Source organism: Pseudomonas sp. M30-35 (assembly GCF_002163625.1).
Taxonomy (GTDB): Bacteria; Pseudomonadota; Gammaproteobacteria; order Pseudomonadales; family Pseudomonadaceae; genus Aquipseudomonas.
On record NZ_CP020892.1, the window covers coordinates 365080 to 390216 of the forward strand.

Here is a 25137-nt window from a genome sequence, read left to right on the forward strand (position 1 = left end):
GAAAGCCCAATGCCAGAGCGTTTCAACCCTGACAGCGTGGTCGCTGGTCTGCGACCCATAGCCGCAGCCGCCATGAGTCTGCCGCAGGAGCAAGCGTATCGATCGTTCTATGGGCTCGACAAGCTAGCGGCGCAGCAGGTGCGGCTCGGTTTCTTTGATGCTGCCGGTTATCGCATTGCCGTTCAGGCCTGGTGGCCGCAAGCACCCAAGGCAACGCTGGTGTTGCTGCATGGTTATTACGATCACACGGCGCTGTATTGCCACGTGATTGAGTGGGCACTGAGTGAAGGTTTCGCGGTACTGGCATTTGATCTGCCGGGGCATGGCCTGTCGAGCGGAGCGCGTGCCAGCATTGGTGCCTTTGCTGAGTACCAAGTCGTGCTCAAGGCTGCTTTGACGCAGGCTGCTCAGCTTGATTTGCCGCAGCCCTGGCATCTGTTCGGCCAGAGTACCGGCGGCGCAATCGTTATCGACTACTTGTTGACGGGCAATCCTGGTGCCGAAATCGGCCAGGCGATTCTGTTTTCACCCTTGGTGCGGCCTCGGGCCTGGGGCTGGTCGAAGTTGAGTTATCGCGCGCTCAAGCCGTTTGTGCGCAAGATTTCACGACGTTTCACCGAAAACTCGCACGATGCAGATTTTATCGACTTTCTGCATCACCGTGACCCACTGCAACCGCAGTGTTTACCCACCGCCTGGGTTGGCGCGCTAATCCGCTGGGTGCCGGATATCGAGGCGACAGTGCGCAGTCCGCGAAGCCCGCTGATTGTTCAAGGTGAGGGTGATATGACTGTCGATTGGCAGCACAACCTGGCGATGTTGGACGCTAAGTTCAGCGCGCCGAAAGTTCTGCTTTTGCCCGAAGCGCGTCACCACATGGCCAATGAGGCGCAGTCCTACCGAGACCAGTACTTTGCGTTTCTGACCGAGCAATTGCACAAGTAGCAGAACTGCAAGACGCCACTGGCACGTCTTGCGGTTAGCCGGGAGCAGGCGGCGTGTTAAATACCTTGCGGGGCAGGAGCGAGATCCGCTGTATTTTGGCCGACAGCTAAACCTGCCCGCATCGCTGCCAGTGCCGCTTGGTAATAGGTTTTACCGGCATCCGACTGAGCGAAGCTTACGAACTCCTCGAGCTCAGCATCGCTCAGGTCGCGATAAACAAACAGCAAGGTGTTATCCAGCTCTGCGCCGATCTGACTCATCAAGTTCTGTCGTTGTGAGCTGAGTAGCGCTTGCGCCGCGCCGCCGCCGAGCAGGCCTGGAAGCATCTGACTGAGGCTGTCTGCCGCTACCCCAGCCAGCGCCAGGCTAACTTCCGCACCCGCTTCCTTGGCTGGCAAGGCTTGCGCCAGGTGACCAATCAGCAAACGACGGGTGTCAGAAGCCTCTACTTGTGGCAGACCATTGGCGTAACGCGCGAGTTGCTCCTTGTTGGTCGCGTGGGTTTCTGCTGCGACTATTTTCTTGCCCAGTGGCGAATTGAAGAAGGTCACTGCTGGCGCTGGGTCTGCCAAGTTGTCTTGCAAGGCTTTTTGCGCACGCTGATCCATGGCTTGTGGGGCAAACCGTTTGTTGCTGTTGTCGACCAATGCCTGGTAAACCGCAGGCGGCAGTGTGCTGCGATAACGCGCTTGAGCAGCGCTCAGGGCATCGTTGAAGTGCGCGCGTTGTTCAGGCCAACCCGCAACCTGATAAAGCTCGATTGAAGAAGCTGCCAGGCTTGGCAGGCTAATAAGCGTAAAAAGTGCAACACATAGGGCGCGCATAAAGACTCCTGTCTGGCGTGCGGCTATTTTCATTGGCCAGTCGATGCTTGTCGAGAAGCAGAAGCGGCGCTGATAGAATATCTGCATGTCTGAATATCCGTCCCCAGAGCAGCTTTCGAGCATAGTCGACGACCTGGCCGAGCAAGGCTGGTCACTCCAGCCTGATTTTCTCACACAGGCTCTGACCCTCGAACTAGCAGAAGAGTGCCGCAAACGTGCAGCGCAAGGTACATTGCTGCCTGCGAGTATAGGCCGTGGCCAACGCCAAGCGGTTCAGGAAGGCATCCGTGGTGACCGTATTCAATGGTTAGAGCCGGGGCAATCTCACGCGTGCGACCAGTACTTAGCGAAACTCGAGTCGCTGCGCCAGGCGATCAATCAAGGCCTGTATCTGGGCCTTGAGGATTATGAGAGCCATTTTGCCCTGTACCCACCGGGGGCATTCTACAAAAAGCATGTAGACCGCTTTCGTGACGATGATCGGCGGGCTGTTTCAGTGGTGTTGTACCTCAACCAGCAGTGGCAAGCAGAGCAGGGCGGCGAGTTGCGATTGCATCTACCTGATGGACAGGTGTGTGATGTGCAGCCGCAAGCCGGGGTGCTGGTGATCTTTCTCTCTGCCGGTATGCCTCACGAGGTTTTACCCGCTCAGCGCGAGCGGTTGTCGTTAACCGGTTGGTTTCGTCGGCGTGGCAGCTCGTCTCTTTAGGGCAAGCGGCTTGCGATACATCAATGCTGGAGGTCAGCCATGCACAAAATCCTAGTCAGTCGTTGTTTGTTGGGCCATCGGGTGCGCTATGACGGCGGTGCGCATGGGCCTTATGACGTTCTGGCGCGCTGGCAGGCTGAAGGCCGTGTTGTTGCCCTGTGTCCAGAGGTTGCGGGTGGCTTGCCGACGCCGCGCCCGGCTGCAGAAATTCCCAGTGGCCAAGGTGGACAAGTGCTCGACGGCTTGTTGCCGGTGATCAGTGTTGACGGCCAAGACTTCACCGCTCAATTCGTTTCAGGTGCCGAGCAGGCACTGGCTTTGGTAAAGCAGCACGGTATTCGAATGGCGCTGCTAAAAGCGCGCAGCCCGTCGTGCGGAAATATTGAGAATTATGATGGTAGCTTTAGCGGTACCAAGGTCGCCGGTGAAGGTGTGACGGCCGCTCAGCTACGGCGTGCGGGAGTTACAGTGTTTAACGAAGAACAGTTAGGCGCGGCAATGCAGATGCTTGCTGAGCTTGAACTAAACTAGAGCTGCTGTTTGCAGGGAACAAACCTGTCTCAAGCAGCGTCAATCGCATGAATCAATCCACAAGGTGTTCATGATGAATAAGTTACTGCCTGCTTTCGCTCTAAGTGCTGCCATGCTCGGGGCCAGTTTCGCAGCTATCGCTGAAGTGCCACGTACAGCCGCTCCGGAAAATGCCTCGGTGTATATTATTGAGCCGAAGGATGGTGCCACGGTCGATAAAACCTTCACCGTACGTTTTGGTTTGAAAGGCATGGGTGTGGCTCCAGCCGGTGTTGATGCGCCAGAAACCGGCCATCATCATTTGTTGATTGACCTCGATAAGCTGCCCGCAATGAATGCACCGCTACCGGCTACCGAAAACCTGGTTCACTTTGGTAAAGGCCAAACCGAAACCGAGCTGACCCTCGCACCGGGCAAGCACACCTTGCAATTGCTGGTGGGCGATAAAAACCACGTGCCACTGGATCCACCAGTGCTGTCGGAAAAGATCACCGTTACGGTTAAGTAGATTGCCCGGATTGCAATCCGCGCAGTAAGCCATAAAAAGGGAGGCCGAGGCCTCCCTTTTTAGTGCGCTTTAGCGCGTTCTTAGAACAGAACGCGGCTGCGGATCGTGCCGTTTACGTGCTGCAGTTTTTCCAATGCGAGATCGGAATAATCTGCGTCGACGTCGATGACCACGTAACCAACCTTCTCATTGGTCTGCAGGAACTGACCGGAGATGTTGATGCCGTTTTCGGCGAATACGCGGTTGATTTCGCTCATCACACCCGGAATGTTCTCGTGGATGTGCAGCAAACGGTGCTTGCCTGGATGTGAAGGCAAGGCCACTTCTGGGAAGTTGACCGACGAAACCGAGGTGCCGTTGTCGCTGTACTTAACCAGCTTCTCAGCCACTTCCAGACCAATGTTGGCTTGCGCTTCGGCGGTCGAACCACCGATGTGCGGCGTCAGGATCACGCGATCCAGACCGCGTAGCGGGCTTTCGAACTCTTCAGTATTCGAGCGTGGCTCAACCGGGAACACGTCGATGGCAGCGCCAATCAAGCGTTCTTCCTTGATTGCTGTCGCCAAGTGATCCAGCTCAACCACCGTGCCGCGTGCTGCGTTGATCAAGATGCCGCCGTGCTTGATTGCGCGGATTTCTTCTTCGCCAATCATCCACTGCGTTGATGGCAACTCAGGAACATGCAGCGAGATGATGTCGCACATGCCCAGCAAGTCATGCAGCTTGCCAATTTGGGTTGCATTACCCAACGGCAGCTTGGTCACTACGTCGTAGAAGAACACTTGCATGCCCAGTGCTTCTGCAAGCACCGACAGCTGTGTACCAATCGAACCGTAGCCGACGATACCCAGTTTCTTGCCACGGATTTCAAACGAGTTGGCTGCACTTTTGATCCAGCCGCCACGGTGGCAAGAGGCGTTCTTCTCTGGAATACCGCGCAGCAACAGAATTGCTTGCGCCAACACCAACTCGGCAACCGAGCGGGTGTTCGAGAACGGTGCGTTGAACACGGCGATACCGCGTTCACGCGCAGCGTCGAGATCAACCTGGTTGGTACCGATGCAGAAACAGCCGACTGCAACCAGTTTGTTTGCGCAATCAAACACATCTGCGGTCAGTTGGGTGCGTGAGCGGATGCCGATAAAATGGGCCTCGGCGATCTTTTCCTTCAGTTCGGCTTCAGGCAACGAGCCGGTGAGGTACTCGATATTGCTGTAGCCGGCAGCCTTCAGAGTGTCCACGGCATTTTGGTGGACGCCTTCGAGAAGAAGGAACTTGATCTTGCTCTTGTCGAGAGAGGTCTTGCTCATCGGAGTACCTGTTGTCCCACAATAGAGTGTCAGGAAAATTCTCAGCAGTGACTGCTGATAGGCCCGCAGGTTAGTGCTGGGCACTGGTTAACGGGGTGCGTATGCTAGCATACGTACCCCGCGAAACACCTACCTTGGCAGATGAAGCGTGCTCAGGGTGACCATGAATCGTTTGAGAGTTCTGTAGATGACCAGTCCTGTCCTAATTGATGAGTTGAAATCCTTAGTTGAAGCCGGAAAAGTCCTGACGGACGCCGATTCCCTTGAAGCGTTTGGCAAGGACTGGACCAAGCATTTTGCCCCGGCGCCACTGGCTATCGTCTTTCCCAAGAGTATCGAACAGGTGCAGGCCATCGTCCGTTGGGCGAACCAGAACAACGTTGCGTTGGTGCCATCTGGCGGCCGCACCGGTTTATCTGCTGCTGCCGTCGCAGCCAATGGCGAAGTTGTGGTTTCGTTTGACTACATGAATCAAATTCTGGGGTTCAACCAATTTGACCGCACCGTGGTCTGTCAGCCAGGCGTTGTCACCGAACAACTGCAGAACTTCGCAGAAGAGCAGGGTTTGTACTATCCAGTCGACTTCGCCTCTGCCGGATCGAGCCAGATTGGCGGCAATATCGGCACCAATGCCGGTGGTATCAAGGTTATTCGCTACGGCATGACCCGCAACTGGGTCGCAGGACTCAAGGTTGTGACCGGCACCGGCGAATTGCTTGAGCTGAACAAAGACCTGATCAAAAACGCCACGGGTTACGACCTGCGCCAGCTGTTTATCGGTGCCGAAGGTACGCTGGGCTTTGTTGTCGAAGCGACCATGCGTCTTGACCGCGCCCCGCAGAACCTGACTGCGATGGTGCTTGGTGCGGCTGATTTTGATTCGATAATGCCGGTGCTGCACGCTTTCCAGAACAAGCTCGACCTGACCGCGTTTGAATTCTTTTCGGATAAAGCCCTGGCCAAAGTCATGGCGCGCGGTGATGTGCCGGCAGCCTTTGAAACCGATTGCCCGTTCTATGCGTTGCTCGAATTTGAAGCCAGCACCGAAGAAGTTGCCAATGCCGCGCTTGAGACGTTCGAGCATTGCGTTGAGCAAGGCTGGGTGCTCGATGGGGTGATGAGCCAGAGTGAGCAGCAACTGCAGAACCTGTGGAAGCTACGCGAATATATCTCCGAGACTATTTCCCACTGGACGCCATACAAAAACGATATTTCGGTGACTGTCTCGAAAGTCCCGGCGTTTTTGCATGATATCGATGAAATCGTCGGTGAACATTACCCTGACTTTGAAATCGTCTGGTTCGGCCACATCGGTGACGGCAACCTGCACTTGAACATCCTCAAGCCGGAGAATTTGACTAAAGACGAATTTTTCGCCAAGTGCGCAACTGTTAATAAGTGGGTGTTCGAGATCGTGCAGAAGTACAACGGCTCGATTTCCGCTGAGCACGGCGTCGGTATGACCAAGCGTGACTATTTGGGATACAGCCGTTCCGAAGCTGAAATTGCTTACATGAAAGCCATCAAAGCGGTGTTTGACCCGAATGGCATCATGAATCCCGGTAAGATTTTCGCCTGAGTGACTGTTTAGCCAACGCTGAACAGCGCTCACTATTGCCAGGTGCTGTTGGTCAGCATTGCTTGCAACAGACTCGCTGGACTGTATTGCCTTTTAAGGAGTGTTCATGAGCTACCAGCATCAATATATCGACGGCACCACTATTCATTTTCCAATGGGTAAGGTGGTGTGTATCGGCCGTAACTACGCCGAGCATGCCAAAGAGCTGAATAACCCCGTTCCCACCGAGCCGCTGCTGTTTATCAAGCCGGGCAGTTGCGTGGTGCCACTCAACAGTGGCTTCAACATTCCGGATGACCGTGGTGCGGTGCACTACGAAGCCGAGATTGCAGTGTTAATTGGCAAGCCGCTGTCACGTTCGCCGAACAGCGAAGAAGTACGTGATGCTATTTCAGGCTTCGCTCCGGCTTTGGACCTGACCCTGCGTGAAGTGCAGGCCAAACTCAAAGAAAAGGGCTATCCGTGGGAAATCGCCAAGTCATTTGATGGCGCCTGCGTATTAGCACCTTTTGTCAGCGGCGATGCGATTACTGATCTGACCGACATTGGGATTCGCTTGAGCATCAATGGCGAAGTCTGCCAAGACGGCAACAGCAGCGACATGCTCAATCCGATCGTGCCAATGATCCAGAACATGGCCGGTCACTTTAATCTGCAACCTGGCGATGTCATCCTCACCGGAACTCCTGTCGGCGTAGGCCCTCTGAATAAGGGCGATGACCTGCAGCTTGAACTGGTTGGCCTGAGCAGTTTTAACAGCCAAGTCCTCTAATGCTTGGCCCTGAACACCTTTCTTAATATGTGCAGGGATGCGCGTTGAGCGGTATTTGAACTTTAGGATACGCCTAGATTGAGCGGTATCGTTTTTATTGAGTAATTGCGGTGCCCCAAAGCTCAAAGATGTTCAGCACTGTCTGTCGCAGCCTGCTGTTTTTAATGCTTGTGGTGTTTGTCAGTGTGGGGCTCTATCAACGCTGGGATGAACGAGCGTTGTTCTATATCAAAGAGCTGCAAGCCAATGCCGAGGTGCAAGCGTCGAGCATTTGGTTACCCAGCTATCGCGTAACCCTATCCGATAAAGCGATTGATGGGCTTGAAGAGGGCGAGGTTTCCGGCCTGACTTACCGGCCCAGTAGCAACACCTTATTTACCATATTGGGTAAGCATACCGAGTTGGTGGAGTTGTCGCTGACAGGTGATGTGCTGCGGCGTATCCCGGTGACAGGGCTTGAAAACCCGGAAGGTGTCGAAGTGCTTTCTGGTGACTTGATGGCAATTGTCGATGAGCGTCAGCGTACGCTAACGATTTTCTCATTAACGGCAAGCACCACCCAGGTTGATGCTCGGCAGCAGATTCAGGTTGACTTGGGATTCCCTGATGCCGGTAACAAAGGCTTCGAAGGGTTGGGTTGGGACAGTCGTCAACAACGTTTGCTGCTCGCTAAAGAGCGAGACCCCCGTGGCCTTTTCAGCATGCCACTGCCGAGTAAAAGCGGTCCTGCGCAGGGCATGCAAGAACTGAACATTGATGATGTTTTTGTCCGCGATATTTCTTCGGTGAGTTTTGATCCGCGTACCGGACATTCGTTGATGCTGTCTGACGAATCGCGCGTGTTGGTTGAGCTGGATGCCAACTTCAGGCCGCGTAGTTTTATTAGTTTTGCCACCGGGCTCAATGGCTTGGGTTGGGGGATCAAGCAACCCGAGGGTGTGGCTATTGGTGCTGATGGCGACATTTATGTAATCAGTGAGCCCAATCTGTTTTATGTGCTGAGTAAGTCTGATGCTGGCGACGATTAATTTAAGGAACCTCTGAAAAACTACTGCGCTAGATATTACTGTGTTAAAAAACTGCTCAAAATACTCATTTAGGCCAACTAAAGTCGAGCGCGACCCCGGTCGCTTTTTCGCACTTTTTTGCCTTGTACTATCGTCGCTCGCTACCTTTTTCAGAGGCTCCTTAAGTTTGGCTTAAGCCAAAATTCAGCAAGGCTTCAGCTACGCTGGTTAATCTGACCCTGTCATTCACTGATTAGAGATTCAGACTATGAAACGCACTACTCTTGCACTGCTTATTGCACCCCTGTTTTCCACTGCCGTTATGGCTCAGAGCTACAACGGTCCTAGCGCCAATGTTCAAGTGACCACCGTCGCCGAAGCAGTGAAGGCTGCTGATGACACTCAGGTTGTGTTGCAAGGTCAGATTGTCGAACGTCTGCGTGGCGAGCACTACACCTTTAAAGATTCGACCGGCACTGTCGAAGTTGAAATCGACGATGAAGACTGGCCAAGCCAAAGCGTTGACGACAAAGCCACCGTCAAGCTAGTCGGTGAAGTTGATCAGGGTCGTAGCGGCGTTGAAATTGAAGTCGACCGCGTCGAACTGGTTAAGTAAGCCAAGCTAGTTTTTTGTGATTGGCGTTCCGGGTGTACTTGATTAAGTGCACTCGGAGTCAGCCTGAAAGTAGATGTACGCTGCTGCAAGAGAAATTTGGGCGGCGTTTTTGATGTGCAATTTCTGAGAAACACAAACATGCGTTCCTTTTTCTCGGTTAAACGTGTGTTGCTGACCTTATTGGTACTGATGGTGATATTGCTGGCGGTAGCCGCCCAGCAGTTTCGCTTGTTTGAACGGATTTGGTTTAACGCGACATCTGCCAGCAGTAGTCAAACGGATGCAATCTGGTTGTCGGATTATCGAGTCAGTCTTGAGGCCAAGGTTATTGAGGGTCTGGAAGACGATATCTCAGCCCTGACTTTCGATCCTGATAGACGCACCTTGTTCACCGTCACCAATACGCAACCCCAGTTGATTGAGCTATCGCTTGATGGACGGGTTCTGCGACGCATTGATTTAGTCGGTTTTGGTGATGCCGAGGCGGTTGAATACATTCGCCCTAATGTGTTCGTTATCACCGATGAGCGCCGCCAACGGCTGTTGCGGGTAGAAATTGATGACAACACTAAGCAGATCAACGCTGATCAAACCAAGCAGTTTTCGCTCAGTGTTGGGGGCAGTGGTAATAAAGGTTTCGAAGGTTTGGCGTATGACTCGGTTGGCAAGCGTTTGTATGTTGCCAAAGAGCGTGACCCCGTGCGGATTCTTGAAATAACCGGCTTTGCCGAGACCAATGCCGAGGAAAAGTATTCAGTGCATGTGGCTGATAACATCAAGCGCGACAAGGGTTTGTTTGTGCGTGACTTGTCCAGCCTGCAGTTCGACGAGAGAACGGGCCATCTGTTGGCGCTCTCTGATGAGTCCAGCCTGGTTATTGAGCTCGACGCCGATGGTAAGCCGATCAGTACTTTATCGTTGCTGCGCCGCCAGCATGGCTTGAAGGCGTCGGTGCCACAGGCCGAAGGTGTCGCAATGGATGATAACGGCGTGCTGTATTTGATCAGTGAGCCTAATCTGTTCTATGTCTTCGAGAAAAAAACAAACTAGGGCAGTTCAACAATCCTAGAAGTCACAACCATCCCAGAATTCACAACAACCCCAGAAGTCATAAAAAAGCCGGTGCTCAAACAGAGCTACCGGCTTTTTATTGTTGGGCATTGCTTACAGAGTTTTAGCTCTCGTCGTTGAGCACAGCTATGGGCGCATTCTTTTGCACCGATTCAACACCGCCTTTACAGCTCGCGGCAGTGCTGTACATCTGGCTTTGGCCGACGACTTGGCCGTTGGTCGATTTGAGCACGAAGTAGTGCTTATCATTGCTAGATGTTTTGATCTCGAAAGCACCTTCGCGCGCCGAGTTCTTTCTGACTGACTCAATGCCATTGAGTGCCGAATCCTTGGCTTTATACATTTCGCTGGTGAGAATAATCTCACCGTTACCTGCTGACAGATTGAAGTGAAACTGACCGTCTTTAGCTTTTTTCAGATGAAATTTGCTGGCCATTGCGACCTCCTTGGTCGGGGTAGAGACAATTCGAGTCTAGCTTGTCTCTGCCATCCGGCCAGCTCAGGAACCTCTAAAAAACTACTGCGCTAGATATTACTGCGTTAAAAACGCTCACAGCCTTTAGGCTGAACGCACTTTAGTGCGGCTCCGAAGGGGTGAGCAACGCGAATCAAATGCTCATTTACAACACGTAAAGTCGAGCGCGACCCCGGTCGCTTTTTCGCATTTTTTGACTCGCTGGCGCTCGCCCTTCGGGCCAGCCTTTGGCTGTTACTCCCGTTGGTAGTTGCGCCTTGTACTACCGTCGCTCGCTACCTTTTTCAAAGGTTCCGTAAGTTCACTTATCGAGTCAGACGCTTGACCCCTTCGCTGGTTCCCAGCAGTAATAAGTCGGCGCCGCGCGCGGCGAACAAGCCATTGGTGACAACGCCGACGATCGCGTTGATTTGAGCCTCCAGTTCGCTTGGGTTAACGATCTGCATATTGAATACATCAAGAATTACGTTGCCGTTATCCGTGACTACGCCTTCGCGATACACCGGGTCACCGCCGAGCTTGACCAGCTCACGGGCGACATGACTGCGCGCCATCGGAATGACTTCGACCGGCAGTGGAAATGCGCCAAGCACCGGGACCAGCTTGCTGGCATCGGCGATACAGATAAACGTCTTGGCCACAGCCGCAACAATTTTCTCGCGAGTCAGTGCTGCGCCGCCGCCTTTGATCAAGTTCAAACGCTCATCGCTTTCATCGGCGCCGTCGACGTAAAACTCCAGGTCGCTGACAGTGTTTAGCTCGTACACCGGGATGCCGTGACCTTTGAGGCGGGCTGCGGTGGCTTCGGAGCTGGCAACTGCACCATCGAATTCCATTTTGTGCTTGGCCAGTGCATCAATAAAGCAGTTGGCGGTAGAGCCCGTGCCCACGCCAACAACGCTCTTGGCGTCCAGCTTGGGAAGGATATGGTCGACAGCAGCCTGCGCCACAGCTTGCTTGAGTTGGTCCTGAGTCATCACGGTTCAAAGCCTGAGTTGAAGATTGAATAGGCACTGATTATAGCGGTATGTGCGGCAAAACCTCGCGCTGATTGTGCTGACGTTGCGTCGCAACCCTTGTCCATGGCCTCAGATTCCGTGTGGTCTAGCACCGCCGCCGTGGGGTAGACTCGGGAGCTCAATTGGAACCCGCCTGCGATAGAGACCATGCTCGAACAATACGTTAAGAAAATCCTGACCTCGCGCGTCTATGACGTAGCGGTGGAAACGCCGTTGCAAGCCGCTCCTCAACTTTCAGAGCGCCTGGGCAACAAGATTTTGCTTAAGCGTGAAGATCTGCAGCCGGTTTACTCGTTCAAGATTCGCGGCGCTTACAACAAACTGGTTCAACTGAGTGATGTTGAGCGTGAGCGTGGCGTAGTCACCGCATCGGCGGGCAATCACGCCCAAGGTTTGGCCATGGCGGCCAAGCACCTTGGGGTGAAAGCCACCATTGTGATGCCCAGGACCACGCCGGAAATCAAGGTTCATGGCGTGCGTTCGCGTGGCGGAATCGTTGTGTTGCATGGCGATAGTTTTCCTGAAGCCTTGGCGCATTCGCTAAAGCTGGTCGAGGAAAAGGGCTTCACTTACGTTCATCCTTACGATGACCCGGACACCATCGCTGGCCAAGGCACCGTGGCAATGGAAATCTTGCGTCAGTACCAAGGCAAGATCGACGCAGTGTTTGTCCCGGTTGGCGGCGGCGGTTTGATCGCGGGTATCGCGGCCTACGTTAAATACCTGTGCCCGGAAACCAAGATTATCGGTGTGGAGCCGGATGACTCCAACTGCTTGCAAGCCGCCATGGCGGCAGGCGAGCGAGTGGTATTGGGGCAGGTTGGGTTGTTCGCCGATGGTGTCGCCGTTGCCCAGATCGGCAAGCACACCTTTGATATCTGCAAGGATTATGTCGACGAAGTGATTACCGTCAGCACCGATGAAATCTGCGCGGCGATTAAAGACATCTACGATGACACCCGCTCCATCACCGAGCCTGCGGGTGCGCTAAGCGTTGCCGGCATCAAAAAATACGTTGACCGTGAAGGCAGTCGAGGTCAGGTACTGGTCGGCATCGACTCTGGCGCTAACATCAATTTCGACCGTTTGCGTCACGTTGCTGAGCGCTCAGAGCTGGGCGAGAAGCGTGAGGCGATCATCGCCGTGACCATTCCAGAGCAGCCGGGCAGTTTCAAGGCGTTCTGTGAGGCGCTGGGTAAGCGTCAGATCACTGAATTCAACTACCGTTACCATGCCGCTAAAGAGGCGCATATTTTTGTCGGCGTGCAGACTCACCCCGAAACCGACCCGCGTGCAGCCTTGGTTGAAGGCTTGCAGAGCAAAGGCTTCCCGGTTATTGATTTGACCGACAACGAGCTGGCCAAGCTGCACATACGCCACATGGTGGGCGGGCGAGCGGAGCAGGTCAGTGATGAGCTGATACTGCGCTTTGAGTTTCCTGAGCGTCCGGGCGCCTTGTTCAATTTCTTGAATAGGCTCGGCGGTCGCTGGAATATCTCGATGTTCCATTATCGCAACCACGGCGCGGCAGATGGTCGTGTTGTGGCGGGTTTGCAAGTTCCCCAGCATGAGCGCCACTTGGTTCCGGAAGCACTCGATGCGATCGGTTATCCCTACTGGGATGAGAGCGAGAATCCGGCGTACAAACTTTTCCTTGGATAGGCCGTAAAACATTATGGAACATTATCAACTGGTAAAAATTGCCCACAGCGCCGTAGCCATACTTCTGCTGCTCGGTCTGCTGGCGCATGTGTTTATGCTCTGGAAGGCTCAGCGCAGCGCTGATGCAGCGGTACTGCAACGCAAACTCAAACGTACGCGTTTTATTAGCATGCCGGTGCTGGGCTTGCTGGCGCTGACGTTGCCGTTCAGTGGTTACTGGATGGTTGACATGACAGGGCTACCGCTCAGCCAGATGTGGTTGTTGGCGAGCAGTGTGTTGTTTGCGGTGCTGGTGATTCTGGGCTTGTTGCTATCCGGACGCCTGCGTGTCTGGCTGGCTTTGGGTGGAGCGCCAGCCTCGGCAGGCTTGAAGCGCTTCTGCATGGTTTACGCGGCGCTGATCTTTATCGTGCTGATCGCGATCATGGGGCTGATGGGCGCTAAGCCGGTTTAAGCGCTTCAGCATAAAAAAGGGTTACGGCGCATGCCTGTAACCCTTTTTTTGTGCCTGCTAATTGCCGCTGAAATTAACTTAACGCAGCGAAATCACCGGCCATCCACGTTGTTCAGCTTCAGCTTGTAGGCGTGGGTCTGGGTCAACGGCGAAAGCGTGGCTAACCTGTTCAAGCAGCGGCAAGTCGTTCATCGAGTCGCTGTAGAAGTAGCTGTCTTCCAGGGTGTAGCCGGTTTCTTCGAGCCAGCGATTAAGTCGGGTGACCTTGCCTTCCTTGAAGCACGGTACGTCCGTGGTGCGCCCGGTGTAGCGCCCCGCGGCCATTTCGCACTCGGTCGCCAACAGCGTTTCAACACCCAGTCGCTTGGCAATAGGGCCGGTCACAAAGCGGTTGGTCGCTGTGATGATCACCAGTTTGTCGCCCGCCTTGCGGTGTTGCTCCAGCAGGGCTTCAGCCTTAGCCAAAATAATCGGTTCTATACAGTCGCGCATAAAGTCGTCGTGCCACTGCTGCAGCTGGCTCATTTCAGTGCGACCGAGAATATCCAAGGTGAAATTCAGGTAGTCGGTGATGTTCAGCGTGCCCGCTAGATAGTCCTGATAGAACTCGTCATTGCGGTTCTTGTAGGCGATGCCATCGAGAATGCCACGCTCACACAAATAGTCGCCCCATGCGTGGTCGCTGTCGCCGCCAAGCAGGGTGTTGTCGAGATCAAATAAAGCCAAGCGCACACGTCACCTTCACCGGTTTTGCTTAAGGATCAGCAGAATAGCTGCTTTTGTCAGTCATTCCTATTACACCAACTAGCGCGTTGCCGCTGTTGCAGGCTTTGTGGAACAATGCCAATTCATGCGTTAACGAGGTTGTGCGCTGTGATCGACTCCGATGGTTTCCGCCCGAACGTCGGTATCATTTTGACTAATGATGCCGGGCAAGTGCTATGGGCGCGCCGGATTAACCAGGACGCTTGGCAATTCCCACAAGGTGGGATCAACGATAATGAGTCGCCAGAAGACGCGCTTTATCGCGAGTTGAATGAAGAAGTTGGGCTTGAACAGCGCGATGTTGAAATTCTCGCCTGCACTCGAGGCTGGTTGAGGTATCGTTTGCCTCAACGGTTGGTGCGCACGCACAGTCAACCGCTGTGTATTGGTCAGAAACAGAAGTGGTTTTTGCTGCGCCTAACCGCTGATGAACAGCGCGTACGCATGGATCTAACCAATAAACCTGAGTTTGATGGCTGGAAGTGGGTCAGTTATTGGTATCCTCTCGGTCAGGTCGTCACATTTAAACGCGAGGTGTATCGTCGCGCCCTTAAAGAACTCGCTCCGCGTTTGTTGACGCGGGACTGACATAGACTAGAGTCGAGCCATGCTCAATACGCTGCGCAAGATCGTCCAGGAAGTTAATGCCGCCAAAGATCTGAAGGCGGCGTTGGGCATTATTGTGCAACGCGTAAAGGAAGCCATGGGCAGCCAGGTCTGCTCGGTTTACCTGCTCGACCCTGAAACCAACCGTTTCGTATTGATGGCCACAGACGGCCTTCTGAAGCGCTCGATCGGCAAGGTCAGCATGGCGCCTAATGAAGGGCTGGTTGGCTTGGTTGGTACGCGTGAAGAGCCACTTAACCTCGAAAACGCTGCCGCGCACCCGCGCTATCGTTACTTTGCTGAAACCGGTGAAGAACGCTACGCCTCATTTCTAGGCTCACCGATCATTCACCACCGCCGGGTGATGGGTGTCTTGGTCATTCAGCAAAAAGAACGGCGCCAGTTCGACGAAGGTGAAGAGGCATTCCTGGTCACCATGAGTGCCCAGCTCGCCGGAGTTATAGCCCACGCCGAGGCAACTGGCTCCATTCGCGGGCTGGGTAAGCAAGGCAAAGGTATTCAGGAGGCCAAGTTTATCGGCGTGCCCGGCTCACCGGGTGCGGCGGTAGGTACCGCGTTGGTGGTACTGCCTCCAGCTGACCTTGAAGTCGTACCCGATAAAACCATCGAAAACATTGACGCTGAACTGGCCTTGTTCAAGACGGCCCTTGATGGCGTTCGAGCGGACATGCGCGCGCTTTCGGCGAAGATGGCCACGCAATTGCGCCCAGAAGAATGTGCGCTGTTTGATGTCTACCTGATGATGCTGGAAGACGCCTCACTCGGTAATGAGGTGGTCAACGTCATCAGGACGGGTCAGTGGGCGCAGGGTGCGTTGCGTCAGGTGGTGACTGATCACGTCAATCGTTTCGAATTGATGGACGATGCCTACTTGCGTGAGCGTGCGTCGGACATCAAGGATCTGGGCCGCCGCTTGTTGGCGTATTTGCAAAAGGCTCGCCAGCAAAACCTGACATATCCGGATAACACCATTCTTGTCAGTGAAGAGCTGTCGCCGTCGATGCTTGGCGAAGTGCCTGAAGGTAAGTTGGTCGGTCTGGTTTCGGTGCTTGGCTCGGGTAACTCGCACGTGGCTATCTTTGCCCGCGCCATGGGTATCCCGACCGTCATGGGCGCGGTGGATTTACCCTACTCGAAGATCGACGGCATCCAGTTAATCGTCGATGGTTACCACGGTGAAGTGTTCACCAACCCCAGCGAAATGTTGCGCAAGCAATACGCGGATGTGGTTGAGGAAGAACGCCAGCTTAGCCAAGGCCTTGATGCATTACGCGCGTTACCCTGCGAGACACTCGATGGCTATCGCATGCCGTTGTGGGTCAACACCGGCTTGCTGGCAGATGTAACTCGCGCGCAAGAACGCGGCGCCGAAGGGGTTGGCTTGTATCGCACCGAAGTGCCGTTTATGATGAAGGAGCGTTTCCCCAGCGAGAAAGAACAGCTGGCGATTTACCGTGAGCAGCTCGAAGCCTTCCACCCACTGCCAGTGACCATGCGCAGCCTGGATATCGGTGGTGACAAGTGCCTGTCGTACTTCCCGATCAAGGAAGACAATCCATTCCTGGGCTGGCGCGGCATTCGCGTCACCCTTGATCACCCGGAAATCTTCCTGGTACAAGCCCGAGCGATGCTCAAGGCCAGCGAAGGCCTGAACAATCTGCGGATATTGTTGCCGATGATCTCTGGGGTGCAGGAACTCGAAGAGGCCATGCATCTGATTCACCGGGCTTGGGGTGAGGTGCGCGATGAGGGCACCGATGTTCCATTGCCACCCATCGGCATGATGATCGAGATTCCGGCAGCGGTTTATCAAACCCGTGATCTGGCGCGGCAGGTGGATTTCCTTTCGGTGGGGTCTAACGACCTGACGCAATATCTGCTGGCTGTGGACCGCAACAATCCACGGGTGGCTGACCTGTACGATTTCTTCCATCCGGCTGTATTGCAAGCACTGCGCAAAGTAGTCGATGACTCACATGCCGAAGGCAAGCCGGTGAGTATTTGCGGGGAGATGGCCGGTGATCCTGCTGCGGCCGTGCTGTTGATGGCAATGGGTTTTGATAGCTTGTCGATGAATGCCACTAACTTGCCGAAGGTTAAGTGGTTGCTGCGTCAGATCACCATGACCAAGGCCCGCGAGTTGTTGGCGCAAGTGATGACCATCGATAATCCGCAGGTTATCGACAGTACCCTGCACTTGGCGCTGCGCAACCTGGGCTTAGGTCGCATGATTAACCCCGCTTCGGATATTCAATCCTAAGCTGTAGCTCAAGCCTCTGACCGAGGCTCGAGCACCTACCTAAAGCTGTTCGCCAATCAGCCTTGCAGGCTAATTTCACCTAGTTGCGCACCGTTTGGACCAAAACTGCGTTCAAGCAATTGCCAATGACCATCTGCCTGTACAACCAATGCAGTGCTGGCACGGGTGCCGTAGGTCTGGCTGGCAATAAATGCGCTGCCGAGCAGGCGTTCTGTGGCAATGCCGACGCCGGTGTCAGGCAAGGTGCTGTCATCAGGCACGCGGTTATCGCTGAGCAGCTCAAGCAAAGCCTGCGGTTGTGGCGATTCAATCAGTTGGGCAAGCGCATGTTTGGCGTAATCGACTTTCGGCCAGGTGCTGTCGAGGTCGGCGTTGGATAAGCCGTAAACGCCAGCGCTGAGCGCTCGTGCTTCACCGCTGATCGAGTTGAAATAGCACAGTTGCTGACCGTCGCCGACCAGCAGGTTAAACCCTGAATAATCAGCCGCATTGGCCGTAAGTGTTTCGATATAGTCGCAAGCGCTCAGTCGACCGCGGAGAAAGTTCGCTGGCAGTTCGCCGCGCGAACGTAAGCCAGAAGGCGGTCGTAGGTCACGAATATTGGTCAGCGCAGCGAAGCGGCCGCTATGGGTAATGCCCAGCCAAGTGCCGCCAGCTTCCAGGTCGCGCCCGGCAAATACCCCAGGAGCATCTTGCCACTCGCTCAGCGCGGCGCTGGGACGTGCGTAGAATTCATCGCGATTGGCCGCAACCACCAGGGGATAGGCGTGCTCCGGGCGCCATGCAAAGGTTATTAGGCACATGTTTGCTTCCTTGGTTGATGATGCTGTCACTTTACGCAATGCCGAGCATGGCATCCATCGCTCTAAAGTAGAGGCAAATTGCTGCATCCGTTACCATGCGCCTTTATTTCGGGGGTGGTGATGGAGCTGCTGCTGTATCTGATGCTTGGCGCTGCTGCTGGAGTGATGGCTGGCCTGTTTGGTGTCGGTGGCGGATTGATCATCGTGCCGGTGCTGGTCGCCAGCTTTGCCGCACATGGTTTTGCGCCAGAAATATTGACTCATCTTGCGGTGGGCACCTCACTGGCAACTATCATTTTCACCTCGCTCAACTCGGTACGTGAGCATCACCTGAAAGGCGCGGTGCGCTGGCTGGTGTTTGTCTGGATGGCTGTGGGTATATTGCTTGGCGCAGCGTTAGGCGCGCTGACTGCGAGTAAGATTCAAGGCCCGCTGCTGCAGAAGATCATCGGGGTATTTGCGATTAGTGTTGCGCTGCAGATGACCCTCGGCTTGAAACCCAAAGCCAGCCGTGCTGTCCCAGGCAAACCCGGATTAACCGTGGCAGGCGTGGTGATTGGTTGGGCATCGGCGATTTTTGGGATTGGCGGTGGCTCGCTGAGCGTGCCGTTTTTGATGTGGCGCAGCGTGCCGATGCAACAGGCTGTAGCAACTTCATCGGCTTGTGGCCTGCCCATTGCGCTGGCCGGTGCCATAAGCTTTATGTGGATCGGCTGGAACGAACCGCAGTTACCCCAATGGAGTGCAGGGTTTGTCTACTTGCCTGCGTTGGCCGGGATTGCCGTTAGTAGTATGTTTTTTGCACGAGTAGGTGCGCGTTTGGCGCATCGCCTATCGCCACTTGTACTCAAACGATTATTTGCCCTGCTGCTATTTTGCGTGGGCTTGAATTTCCTGATTTAACGCGTTCTTAGGAGTTTTTTGATGCTGGCTTACCCCCAGATCGACCCGGTTGCGATTTCCCTCGGCCCGCTGCAAATCCATTGGTATGGCCTGATGTATCTAGTCGGCATCGGCGGCGCATGGCTACTTGCCTCGCGCCGTCTGCACAGTTTTGCGCCGACCTGGACCAAAGAAAAGCTCTCGGACCTGGTGTTCTGGTGCGCCATGGGCGTAATAATCGGCGGCCGCCTTGGCTATGTGCTGTTTTACGATCTGTCTGCTTATATTGCCAACCCGCTGTTGATCCTTGAGGTATGGAAGGGCGGCATGTCATTCCATGGTGGCTTTATCGGCGTGATGCTGGCTTCGTGGTGGTTCGGCAAGCGCAACAACAAGACGTTCTTTGAGCTGATGGACTTTATTGCGCCATTGGTGCCAATTGGCTTGGGCGCCGGGCGTATCGGCAACTTCATCAACGCCGAACTCTGGGGCAAGGCGAGCGACGTGCCGTGGGCAATGGTGTTCCCGACCGACCCGCAGCAGCTTGCACGGCACCCGTCGCAGTTGTATCAGTTCGCGCTTGAGGGCGTGGCACTGTTCGCCATCTTGTGGTTCTACTCGCGCAAGCCGCGCCCGACCATGGCGGTGTCCGGGATGTTTGCCATGTGCTACGGCATATTCCGCTTCGTGGTTGAGTTCGTGCGGGTGCCGGACGAGCAGTTGGGGTATATCGCTTGGGGTTGGCTGACCATGGGCCAAATCCTGTCGCTGCCGATGATTCTTCTCGGTATCGGGCTGATCGCATACGCCTACCGTCATCAAACTGCCCAAGGAGCCGTGCAATGAAGCAGTATCTGGACATGATGCGCCTGGTTCGTGAGACCGGGACATTCAAAAGTGACCGCACTGGCACGGGCACTTACAGCCTGTTTGCTCATCAGATGCGCTTCGATCTGGCTGAAGGCTTTCCGCTGGTGACCACCAAGAAGTGCCACCTGAAGTCGATCATTCACGAATTGTTGTGGTTCTTGCAGGGCGATACCAACATCCGTTACCTCAAGGAGAACGGCGTTCGTATCTGGGATGAATGGGCCGATGAGAACGGTGATCTCGGTCCGGTTTATGGTTATCAGTGGCGCAATTGGCCGTCACCGAATGGTGAGTCGGTTGACCAGATCAGCAAGCTGATCGAGATGATCAAAACCAACCCGGATTCGCGGCGCTTGATCGTCTCGGCCTGGAACCCGGCACTGGTTGAGCAAATGGCGTTGCCGCCTTGCCATGCCCTGTTCCAGTTCTACGTCGCCGACGGAAAGCTGAGCTGTCAGTTGTATCAGCGCTCCGCTGATATCTTCCTCGGTGTGCCCTTCAATATCGCAAGCTACGCGTTGTTGACCTTAATGGTGGCGCAGGTCTGCGGCTTGCAGCCAGGTGAGTTCATCTGGACCGGCGGTGATTGTCACTTGTACGCCAACCATATCGAGCAGGCTGATTTGCAACTCAGCCGTGAGCCACTGCCACTGCCACAAATGAAGCTCAACCCAGAGGTCACTGATTTGTTCGCCTTCAAGTTTGAAGACTTCGAGCTGGTCGGTTACGAGGCGCACCCGCATATCAAAGCACCTGTTGCGGTATAAGCGCTGATGCAAAGCGCCGAGCTAAAAGCCTTCTACATGGTTGCCCGCCTGGGCAGCATTACCCAGGCGGCGAAAAAGCTCGGCCTCAGCCAACCCACCATCACCACTCAAGTTCGCAATCTTGAGAGCCAGTACAACGTCGAGTTGTTCTACCGAGGTGGGCGGCGCTTAACCCTGACCGATGCGGGTGTTGAGCTGCTGCCGATGGTCAAAAAGCTGATGCAGGAAGAAGCTGATATTGAGTTCTTTCTGCGCAACTGTGGCCAGGCGCAGGGTGTTTTGCGAATTGCCGCAACAGCACCGTATTACATGCTCGACCTGATCAAACGCTTTCATCAGCAATACCCGCAGATCGAAGTCAGCCTGGAAATTGGTAACTCTCAGCAGGTCATTGAGGCGCTGGAAGAATACCGGGTTGATCTCGCAGCATCTTCTCATCTCAACGCCGATGCACGCCTGACCCATCTGACCCTGGGCCAGGATCCGCTGGTTCTGGCGGTCCATCGTGAGCACCCGTTGGCGACCCAGCAAAAAGTAAGTGTGGCTGCGCTTGCCAGTCATTGTTTGCTCATGCGCGAACAGGGTTCGACCACCCGTGTGTTGACCGAGAAGATGCTCAAGGATGCTGGCATCACGATCGCCAAGCTGCTTGAGATTGGCGATCGTGAGTCGATACGTGAGGCGGTGATACGCAATATCGGTATCAGTGTGATTGCCCGTCAGGAGGTCCCTGATCACCCGGACTTGCAGGTCATTGAGTTGGAGCAGGCCCCACTGATCAGCGAGTACCTGTATTGCCTCAAAGAACGCCGCCAGGCGCGTCTCCCCGCCGCATTTCTGGCATTGGCCCGGACTCATTCGCGCAGCTGATGATGCCCGCGCAAAGGCAACTCTTCTCAGTATTTGCAGTAGCTCACCCCCAAATATCCTAATGACACTATTGGCAGCTTTTGCCTAACTGCAATCAAGCCTTCGTATAGGCTGTTTAGCATCAGCCTCATTCGAGCAATTTGCTCAGTGAGGTGGCACATGACTCAACAAAACATGCAGGTTCGCGGCATCCACAAAGGCTTCGGCGCTTTTCAGGCGCTTGATGGTGTTTCTCTGGATGTCGAGGCGGGCGAGCTGGTGTGCTTGCTCGGGCCATCGGGGTGCGGCAAAACCACTCTGTTGCGCTGCATTGCCGGGTTGGAGAAACAGGATCGCGGCAGCATCGTAATCGGCTCGCGCGATGTGTCCCATCTGCCGCCACAAGCCCGCGACTACGGCATCCTGTTTCAATCATATGCGCTGTTCCCCAACCTTAGCGTGGCACAGAACATTGCCTACGGCTTGAGCGGCGACAGTCGTGAAGTTGTGCGAGCGCGGGTCAATGAGATGCTTGAGCTGGTTGGCCTGCTTGGCAGTGAGAAAAAATATCCGGGGCAGCTCTCCGGAGGGCAGCAACAGCGTGTGGCCTTGGCCCGCGCACTGGCGCCAAAACCTTCGCTATTACTGCTTGATGAGCCGATGTCGGCGCTTGATGCGCGGGTGCGTGAGCATCTGTGCGGCGAACTCCGTCAGTTGCAGAAAAACCTCGGCGTAACCACCTTGATGGTCACCCATAATCAAGATGAAGCGATGCTGATGGCTGATCGCATTGCAGTGATGAACCACGGTCACGTTGAGCAATACGCCACGCCGCAAGAAATCTATAACCAACCCGCGACACCTTTTGTTGCGGAGTTCGTGGGGCAAGGCAATTGGTTGCCGTTTGCCTGCGGTCAGGATGGCAGTGCTCGGGTGGGCAGCCTGCAAGTGCGTTTGCCGCAAGCTCAGGTCTTGCAACAAGGGCGTTTGTTCTGTCGCCCTGAAGCGGTGGTGATTAACCCGCAAGACGGTATCGACAATCAGTTTCGTGCGCAGATGCGCGATGTCACCTTTCTTGGCAATCGCTGCCGGATGAGTTTCGAACTGACGGAATTGCCGGGGCTGACCTTGCAGGCCGAGTTATCCCCAGACGTAATGCCGCGACTGTCCAGCCCGGATATTCGGGTCGCGTTGCCTTCGAGCAGTCTGCAGGTGTTTGCTTAACATGATTGCGCAACCGCACATCAATCTGCAGGCGTCTGCAAAGAGCAAGCCTGCCGCCAGCAAAAGCCATGCAGGCTGGGCTGACCGACTGTTTGTTGAGGGCGGTAAAGGCTTGTTGCTGGTGCTGCTGATCGTTGCCGTACTGTTGCCGTTGCTGGCCATGCTCTGGCGTGGCTTTAGTGGTGAAGGGGGTGGCCTTAGCGCTGCACGTGAGTTGTTTTCCAGCGACAACTTTCGTTGGTTGCTGATGAACAGTTTGAAAGTGTCGACCACTGCGGCTCTGATTGTGGTGCCGCTGGCGTACCTGTTTGCCTATGCGCTGCAACGCACGTTGATAGCGGGAAAGGGCGTGTGGCGGGCGATTTCACTGTTGCCACTGATGGCGCCGTCGATGCTGCCGGGCATCGCCTTGATCTACCTGTTTGGTAATCAGGGCATCTTGCGCGGGCTGTTCGCTGACAACATCTACGGTTTCTGGGGGATAGTGCTTGGCGAGGTGATTTACACCTTTCCTCATGCATTGATGATCCTTATCTCGGCACTCTCCCTGGCGGACGCACGGCTGTTTGATGCCGCGTCGAGTATGGGCGCTTCACCGTGGCGTGCGTTTCGCAGTATCACCTGGCCAGGTAGCCGTCAGGGCGTATTTGCAGCGTTTTGTCTGGTGTTCACCCTGACGATTACCGACTTTGGTGTGCCTGTAGTGGTGGGTGGTGATTATCAGGTGCTGGCGCTGGAAGCCTACAAAGCAGTGGTCGGCCAGCAACAGTTCGGCCGTGGTGCATTGATCGGCATGGTGTTACTGGTCCCGGCACTGCTTAGTTTTGGGGTCGACATGTGGCTGCGTCGACGTTCGCGAGACACCATGAGCGGGCGCGCCCAGGTGTATCACCCACACCCCTCACGCCTGCGCGACGGTATTTTTCTGGGCATCGTCATCTTGCTATGTGCTGCGCTATTGCTGGTGTTTGGCATGGCGGTTTTCTCATCGCTGGTCAAGTTTTGGCCTTACAACCTGTCGCTGGTGCTGGATCACTACAGCTTCTCTGATTTGCCCGGCGGTTGGTCGGCGTACCGCAATAGTTTGATTCTGGCCACCTGCAGCGCGCTATTTGGCAGCCTGTTGATCTTCACTGGTGCCTACCTGATGGAGAAAACCCGGCAGAACGTACTGACGCAAATCCTGCGCATGCTCAGTTTTATCCCGATGGCGGTGCCCGGACTGGTGTTGGGCTTGGGCTACGTATTCTTCTTCAACTTACCGAGCAACCCGCTGAGTGGTTTGTACGGCACCCTGACTTTGCTTGTGGTGTGCACCATTGCGCATTTCTTGACCACTGCGCAGATGACTGCAAGCACTGCGTTACGCCAGCTTGATGGTGAATTTGAAGCCGCGGCACTGTCGTTGAAGATGCCGTTGGCCCGGCACTATGTGCGCGTGACACTACCCATCTGCCTGCCGGCCTTACTCGACATTATTCGCTACTTGTTCGTCTCGGCGATGACCACGGTTTCTGCCGCGATCTTCCTCTACAGCCCTGACAGCATGCTCGCCGCCGTCGCCGTGCTGAACATGGATGACGCAGGCAACGTTGGCGGCGCGGCCGCGATGTCGACCCTTATTTTAGTGACCTCGGCCGCTGTATCGGTGCTCTTGGCGGGCGCCTCACGCGTCCTGCTAAGACGCTCGCAAGCCTGGCGCCAAGCTGCGCCTAGCCATTAATTACTCTGGAGAAAGATATGCAATACCACACCCCAAAGCGATTACAAGCAGTGGTTCTCGACTGGGCTGGCACGGTCGTAGATTTTGGCTCGTTCGCTCCGACCAAGATTTTTGTCGAAGCATTTGCCAGTTTCGATTTGCAGATCAGCCTGCAAGAGGCGCGTGGGCCGATGGGCATGGGTAAGTGGGATCACATCCGCACCTTGTGTAACCAGCCGCAAATTGCCGAGCGTTATCAGCAGCGTTTTGGGCGTTTGCCGAGTGATGACGACGTGACTGCAATCTACCAGCGGTTTATGCCGCTGCAAGTTGCCAAGGTCGGCGAGCATTCAGCTCTCATTCCCGGTGCGTTGGAGACGATAGCGGCACTGCGCGCACAGCAGCTAAAAATCGGCACCTGCTCCGGTTATCCCAGGGAGGTGATGGACAAGGTGGTCGAGTTGGCAGCTGTCGCGGGTTATCAGCCGGACCATGTAGTGGCCAGCGATGAGGTGCCAAAAGGCCGGCCAAGCCCTGCACAAGCGCTGGCCAACGTCATTGCGCTGGGCATTGATGATGTTGCCGCCTGCGTCAAAGTGGATGACACCGAGCCGGGCATTGTCGAGGGCAGAGCCGCTGGAATGTGGACTGTTGCCCTGCGTTTCTCCGGCAACTTCCTCGGTCTCGACTGGGAGCAGTTCAACGCCTTGTCTGCTGAAAAGCTTGAAGCCGAACGGCTGCGTATCGACGGCTTGTTTGCAGCCTGTCGCCCGCATTACTTGATCGACACCATTAGCCAGTTACCCGCCGTGATCGAAGAGATCAATGCGCGCCTGGCCCGTGGCGAAACCCCGCAATCGCTTTAAAGCCAGATTCTGCCAACCGATAACAACTCTCGATAATGGA

Annotated in this window: 26 protein-coding genes; 20 read left to right on the forward strand and 6 right to left on the reverse strand. The window is 55.0% G+C overall.

Annotated features, from left to right (window positions below; all coding sequences use genetic code 11):
- The first annotated feature begins 9 nt into the window (after window positions 1-9).
- On the forward strand, window positions 10-945 hold the full coding sequence (locus B9K09_RS01585; RefSeq protein ID WP_087515202.1) for an alpha/beta hydrolase: 936 nt from the start codon (window positions 10-12) through the stop codon (window positions 943-945).
- 56 nt (window positions 946-1001) lie between these two features.
- Here B9K09_RS01585 and B9K09_RS01590 read toward each other — a convergent pair whose 3' ends face one another.
- Window positions 1002-1769, reverse strand: a complete 768-nt coding sequence (locus tag B9K09_RS01590) for a DUF2059 domain-containing protein (protein WP_087515203.1) — start codon at window positions 1767-1769, stop codon at window positions 1002-1004.
- A gap of 85 nt (window positions 1770-1854) precedes the next feature.
- On the opposite strand from B9K09_RS01590, the gene B9K09_RS01595 reads away from it, so the two are divergent.
- The 3 genes from B9K09_RS01595 to B9K09_RS01605 all read left to right on the forward strand — a co-directional run bounded on the left by B9K09_RS01595 (window position 1855) and on the right by B9K09_RS01605 (window position 3517).
- A complete protein-coding gene (locus tag B9K09_RS01595) occupies window positions 1855-2478 on the forward strand; it encodes a 2OG-Fe(II) oxygenase (protein ID WP_087515204.1) in 624 nt (207 codons plus the stop codon).
- 39 nt (window positions 2479-2517) lie between these two features.
- Window positions 2518-3009, forward strand: a complete 492-nt coding sequence (locus B9K09_RS01600) for a DUF523 domain-containing protein (RefSeq protein ID WP_087515205.1) — start codon at window positions 2518-2520, stop codon at window positions 3007-3009.
- A 73-nt stretch (window positions 3010-3082) separates the two neighbouring features.
- Window positions 3083-3517 (forward strand): DUF4399 domain-containing protein, encoded by a 435-nt coding sequence (locus B9K09_RS01605; RefSeq protein WP_087518939.1) that lies wholly within the window; start codon window positions 3083-3085, stop codon window positions 3515-3517.
- A gap of 80 nt (window positions 3518-3597) precedes the next feature.
- Here B9K09_RS01605 and serA read toward each other — a convergent pair whose 3' ends face one another.
- Complete coding sequence (gene serA / locus B9K09_RS01610; protein ID WP_087515206.1) at window positions 3598-4827, reverse strand: phosphoglycerate dehydrogenase; 1230 nt, start codon at window positions 4825-4827, stop codon at window positions 3598-3600.
- Between the two features lie 187 nt (window positions 4828-5014).
- Here serA and B9K09_RS01615 point away from each other — a divergent pair, with 187 nt between their 5' ends.
- The 5 genes from B9K09_RS01615 to B9K09_RS01635 all read left to right on the forward strand — a co-directional run bounded on the left by B9K09_RS01615 (window position 5015) and on the right by B9K09_RS01635 (window position 9851).
- A complete protein-coding gene (locus B9K09_RS01615; protein ID WP_087515207.1) occupies window positions 5015-6406 on the forward strand; it encodes an FAD-binding oxidoreductase in 1392 nt (463 codons plus the stop codon).
- A 106-nt stretch (window positions 6407-6512) separates the two neighbouring features.
- A complete protein-coding gene (locus tag B9K09_RS01620) occupies window positions 6513-7178 on the forward strand; it encodes a fumarylacetoacetate hydrolase family protein (protein ID WP_087515208.1) in 666 nt (221 codons plus the stop codon).
- A gap of 128 nt (window positions 7179-7306) precedes the next feature.
- On the forward strand, window positions 7307-8206 hold the full coding sequence (locus B9K09_RS01625; RefSeq protein WP_087515209.1) for an SdiA-regulated domain-containing protein: 900 nt from the start codon (window positions 7307-7309) through the stop codon (window positions 8204-8206).
- Window positions 8207-8453: 247 nt separating this feature from the next.
- Window positions 8454-8801, forward strand: coding sequence for a NirD/YgiW/YdeI family stress tolerance protein (locus B9K09_RS01630; RefSeq protein ID WP_087515210.1), 348 nt, complete (start codon window positions 8454-8456; stop codon window positions 8799-8801).
- 138 nt (window positions 8802-8939) lie between these two features.
- Complete coding sequence (locus B9K09_RS01635; protein WP_087515211.1) at window positions 8940-9851, forward strand: SdiA-regulated domain-containing protein; 912 nt, start codon at window positions 8940-8942, stop codon at window positions 9849-9851.
- A 124-nt stretch (window positions 9852-9975) separates the two neighbouring features.
- On the opposite strand, the gene B9K09_RS01640 is transcribed toward B9K09_RS01635, so the two are convergent.
- Entirely contained in the window at window positions 9976-10308 is a 333-nt protein-coding gene (locus B9K09_RS01640) for a YegP family protein (protein ID WP_087515212.1), read from the reverse strand.
- Between the two features lie 344 nt (window positions 10309-10652).
- A complete protein-coding gene (gene rpiA / locus B9K09_RS01645; RefSeq protein ID WP_087515213.1) occupies window positions 10653-11324 on the reverse strand; it encodes a ribose-5-phosphate isomerase RpiA in 672 nt (223 codons plus the stop codon).
- Window positions 11325-11513: 189 nt separating this feature from the next.
- Here rpiA and ilvA point away from each other — a divergent pair, with 189 nt between their 5' ends.
- Entirely contained in the window at window positions 11514-13028 is a 1515-nt protein-coding gene (ilvA, locus tag B9K09_RS01655) for a threonine ammonia-lyase, biosynthetic (RefSeq protein ID WP_087515215.1), read from the forward strand.
- A gap of 13 nt (window positions 13029-13041) precedes the next feature.
- Complete coding sequence (locus B9K09_RS01660; protein WP_087515216.1) at window positions 13042-13482, forward strand: DUF2269 family protein; 441 nt, start codon at window positions 13042-13044, stop codon at window positions 13480-13482.
- A gap of 78 nt (window positions 13483-13560) precedes the next feature.
- On the opposite strand, the gene B9K09_RS01665 is transcribed toward B9K09_RS01660, so the two are convergent.
- A complete protein-coding gene (locus B9K09_RS01665; RefSeq protein ID WP_087515217.1) occupies window positions 13561-14214 on the reverse strand; it encodes an HAD family phosphatase in 654 nt (217 codons plus the stop codon).
- A gap of 141 nt (window positions 14215-14355) precedes the next feature.
- Here B9K09_RS01665 and B9K09_RS01670 point away from each other — a divergent pair, with 141 nt between their 5' ends.
- Together B9K09_RS01670 and ptsP are read left to right on the forward strand one after the other, a co-directional pair.
- The gene (locus B9K09_RS01670) at window positions 14356-14835 is read left to right on the forward strand and encodes an RNA pyrophosphohydrolase (protein WP_087515218.1); all 480 of its coding nucleotides are present in this window, start codon (window positions 14356-14358) and stop codon (window positions 14833-14835) included.
- Window positions 14836-14854: 19 nt separating this feature from the next.
- A complete protein-coding gene (gene ptsP, locus B9K09_RS01675) occupies window positions 14855-17134 on the forward strand; it encodes a phosphoenolpyruvate--protein phosphotransferase (protein ID WP_087515219.1) in 2280 nt (759 codons plus the stop codon).
- 56 nt (window positions 17135-17190) lie between these two features.
- On the opposite strand, the gene B9K09_RS01680 is transcribed toward ptsP, so the two are convergent.
- On the reverse strand, window positions 17191-17937 hold the full coding sequence (locus B9K09_RS01680) for an NRDE family protein (RefSeq protein WP_087515220.1): 747 nt from the start codon (window positions 17935-17937) through the stop codon (window positions 17191-17193).
- 120 nt (window positions 17938-18057) lie between these two features.
- Between B9K09_RS01680 and B9K09_RS01685 the strand changes: the two genes are divergently transcribed.
- The 7 genes from B9K09_RS01685 to phnX all read left to right on the forward strand — a co-directional run bounded on the left by B9K09_RS01685 (window position 18058) and on the right by phnX (window position 25097).
- A complete protein-coding gene (locus B9K09_RS01685) occupies window positions 18058-18840 on the forward strand; it encodes a sulfite exporter TauE/SafE family protein (protein ID WP_087515221.1) in 783 nt (260 codons plus the stop codon).
- Between the two features lie 21 nt (window positions 18841-18861).
- Window positions 18862-19665, forward strand: a complete 804-nt coding sequence (gene lgt, locus B9K09_RS01690) for a prolipoprotein diacylglyceryl transferase (protein ID WP_087515222.1) — start codon at window positions 18862-18864, stop codon at window positions 19663-19665.
- Window positions 19662-20456: a thymidylate synthase gene (locus tag B9K09_RS01695; protein ID WP_087515223.1), complete on the forward strand. Its 795-nt coding sequence runs from the start codon at window positions 19662-19664 to the stop codon at window positions 20454-20456. Before lgt ends, B9K09_RS01695 begins: the two co-directional genes overlap by 4 nt.
- A gap of 6 nt (window positions 20457-20462) precedes the next feature.
- Entirely contained in the window at window positions 20463-21326 is an 864-nt protein-coding gene (locus tag B9K09_RS01700) for a LysR substrate-binding domain-containing protein (protein ID WP_087515224.1), read from the forward strand.
- Window positions 21327-21485: 159 nt separating this feature from the next.
- The gene (locus B9K09_RS01705) at window positions 21486-22529 is read left to right on the forward strand and encodes a putative 2-aminoethylphosphonate ABC transporter ATP-binding protein (RefSeq protein ID WP_087515225.1); all 1044 of its coding nucleotides are present in this window, start codon (window positions 21486-21488) and stop codon (window positions 22527-22529) included.
- A 1-nt stretch (window position 22530) separates the two neighbouring features.
- The gene (locus B9K09_RS01710; RefSeq protein WP_087515226.1) at window positions 22531-24252 is read left to right on the forward strand and encodes a putative 2-aminoethylphosphonate ABC transporter permease subunit; all 1722 of its coding nucleotides are present in this window, start codon (window positions 22531-22533) and stop codon (window positions 24250-24252) included.
- Between the two features lie 17 nt (window positions 24253-24269).
- On the forward strand, window positions 24270-25097 hold the full coding sequence (phnX, locus tag B9K09_RS01715; RefSeq protein WP_087515227.1) for a phosphonoacetaldehyde hydrolase: 828 nt from the start codon (window positions 24270-24272) through the stop codon (window positions 25095-25097).
- Window positions 25098-25137: the final 40 nt, after the last annotated feature.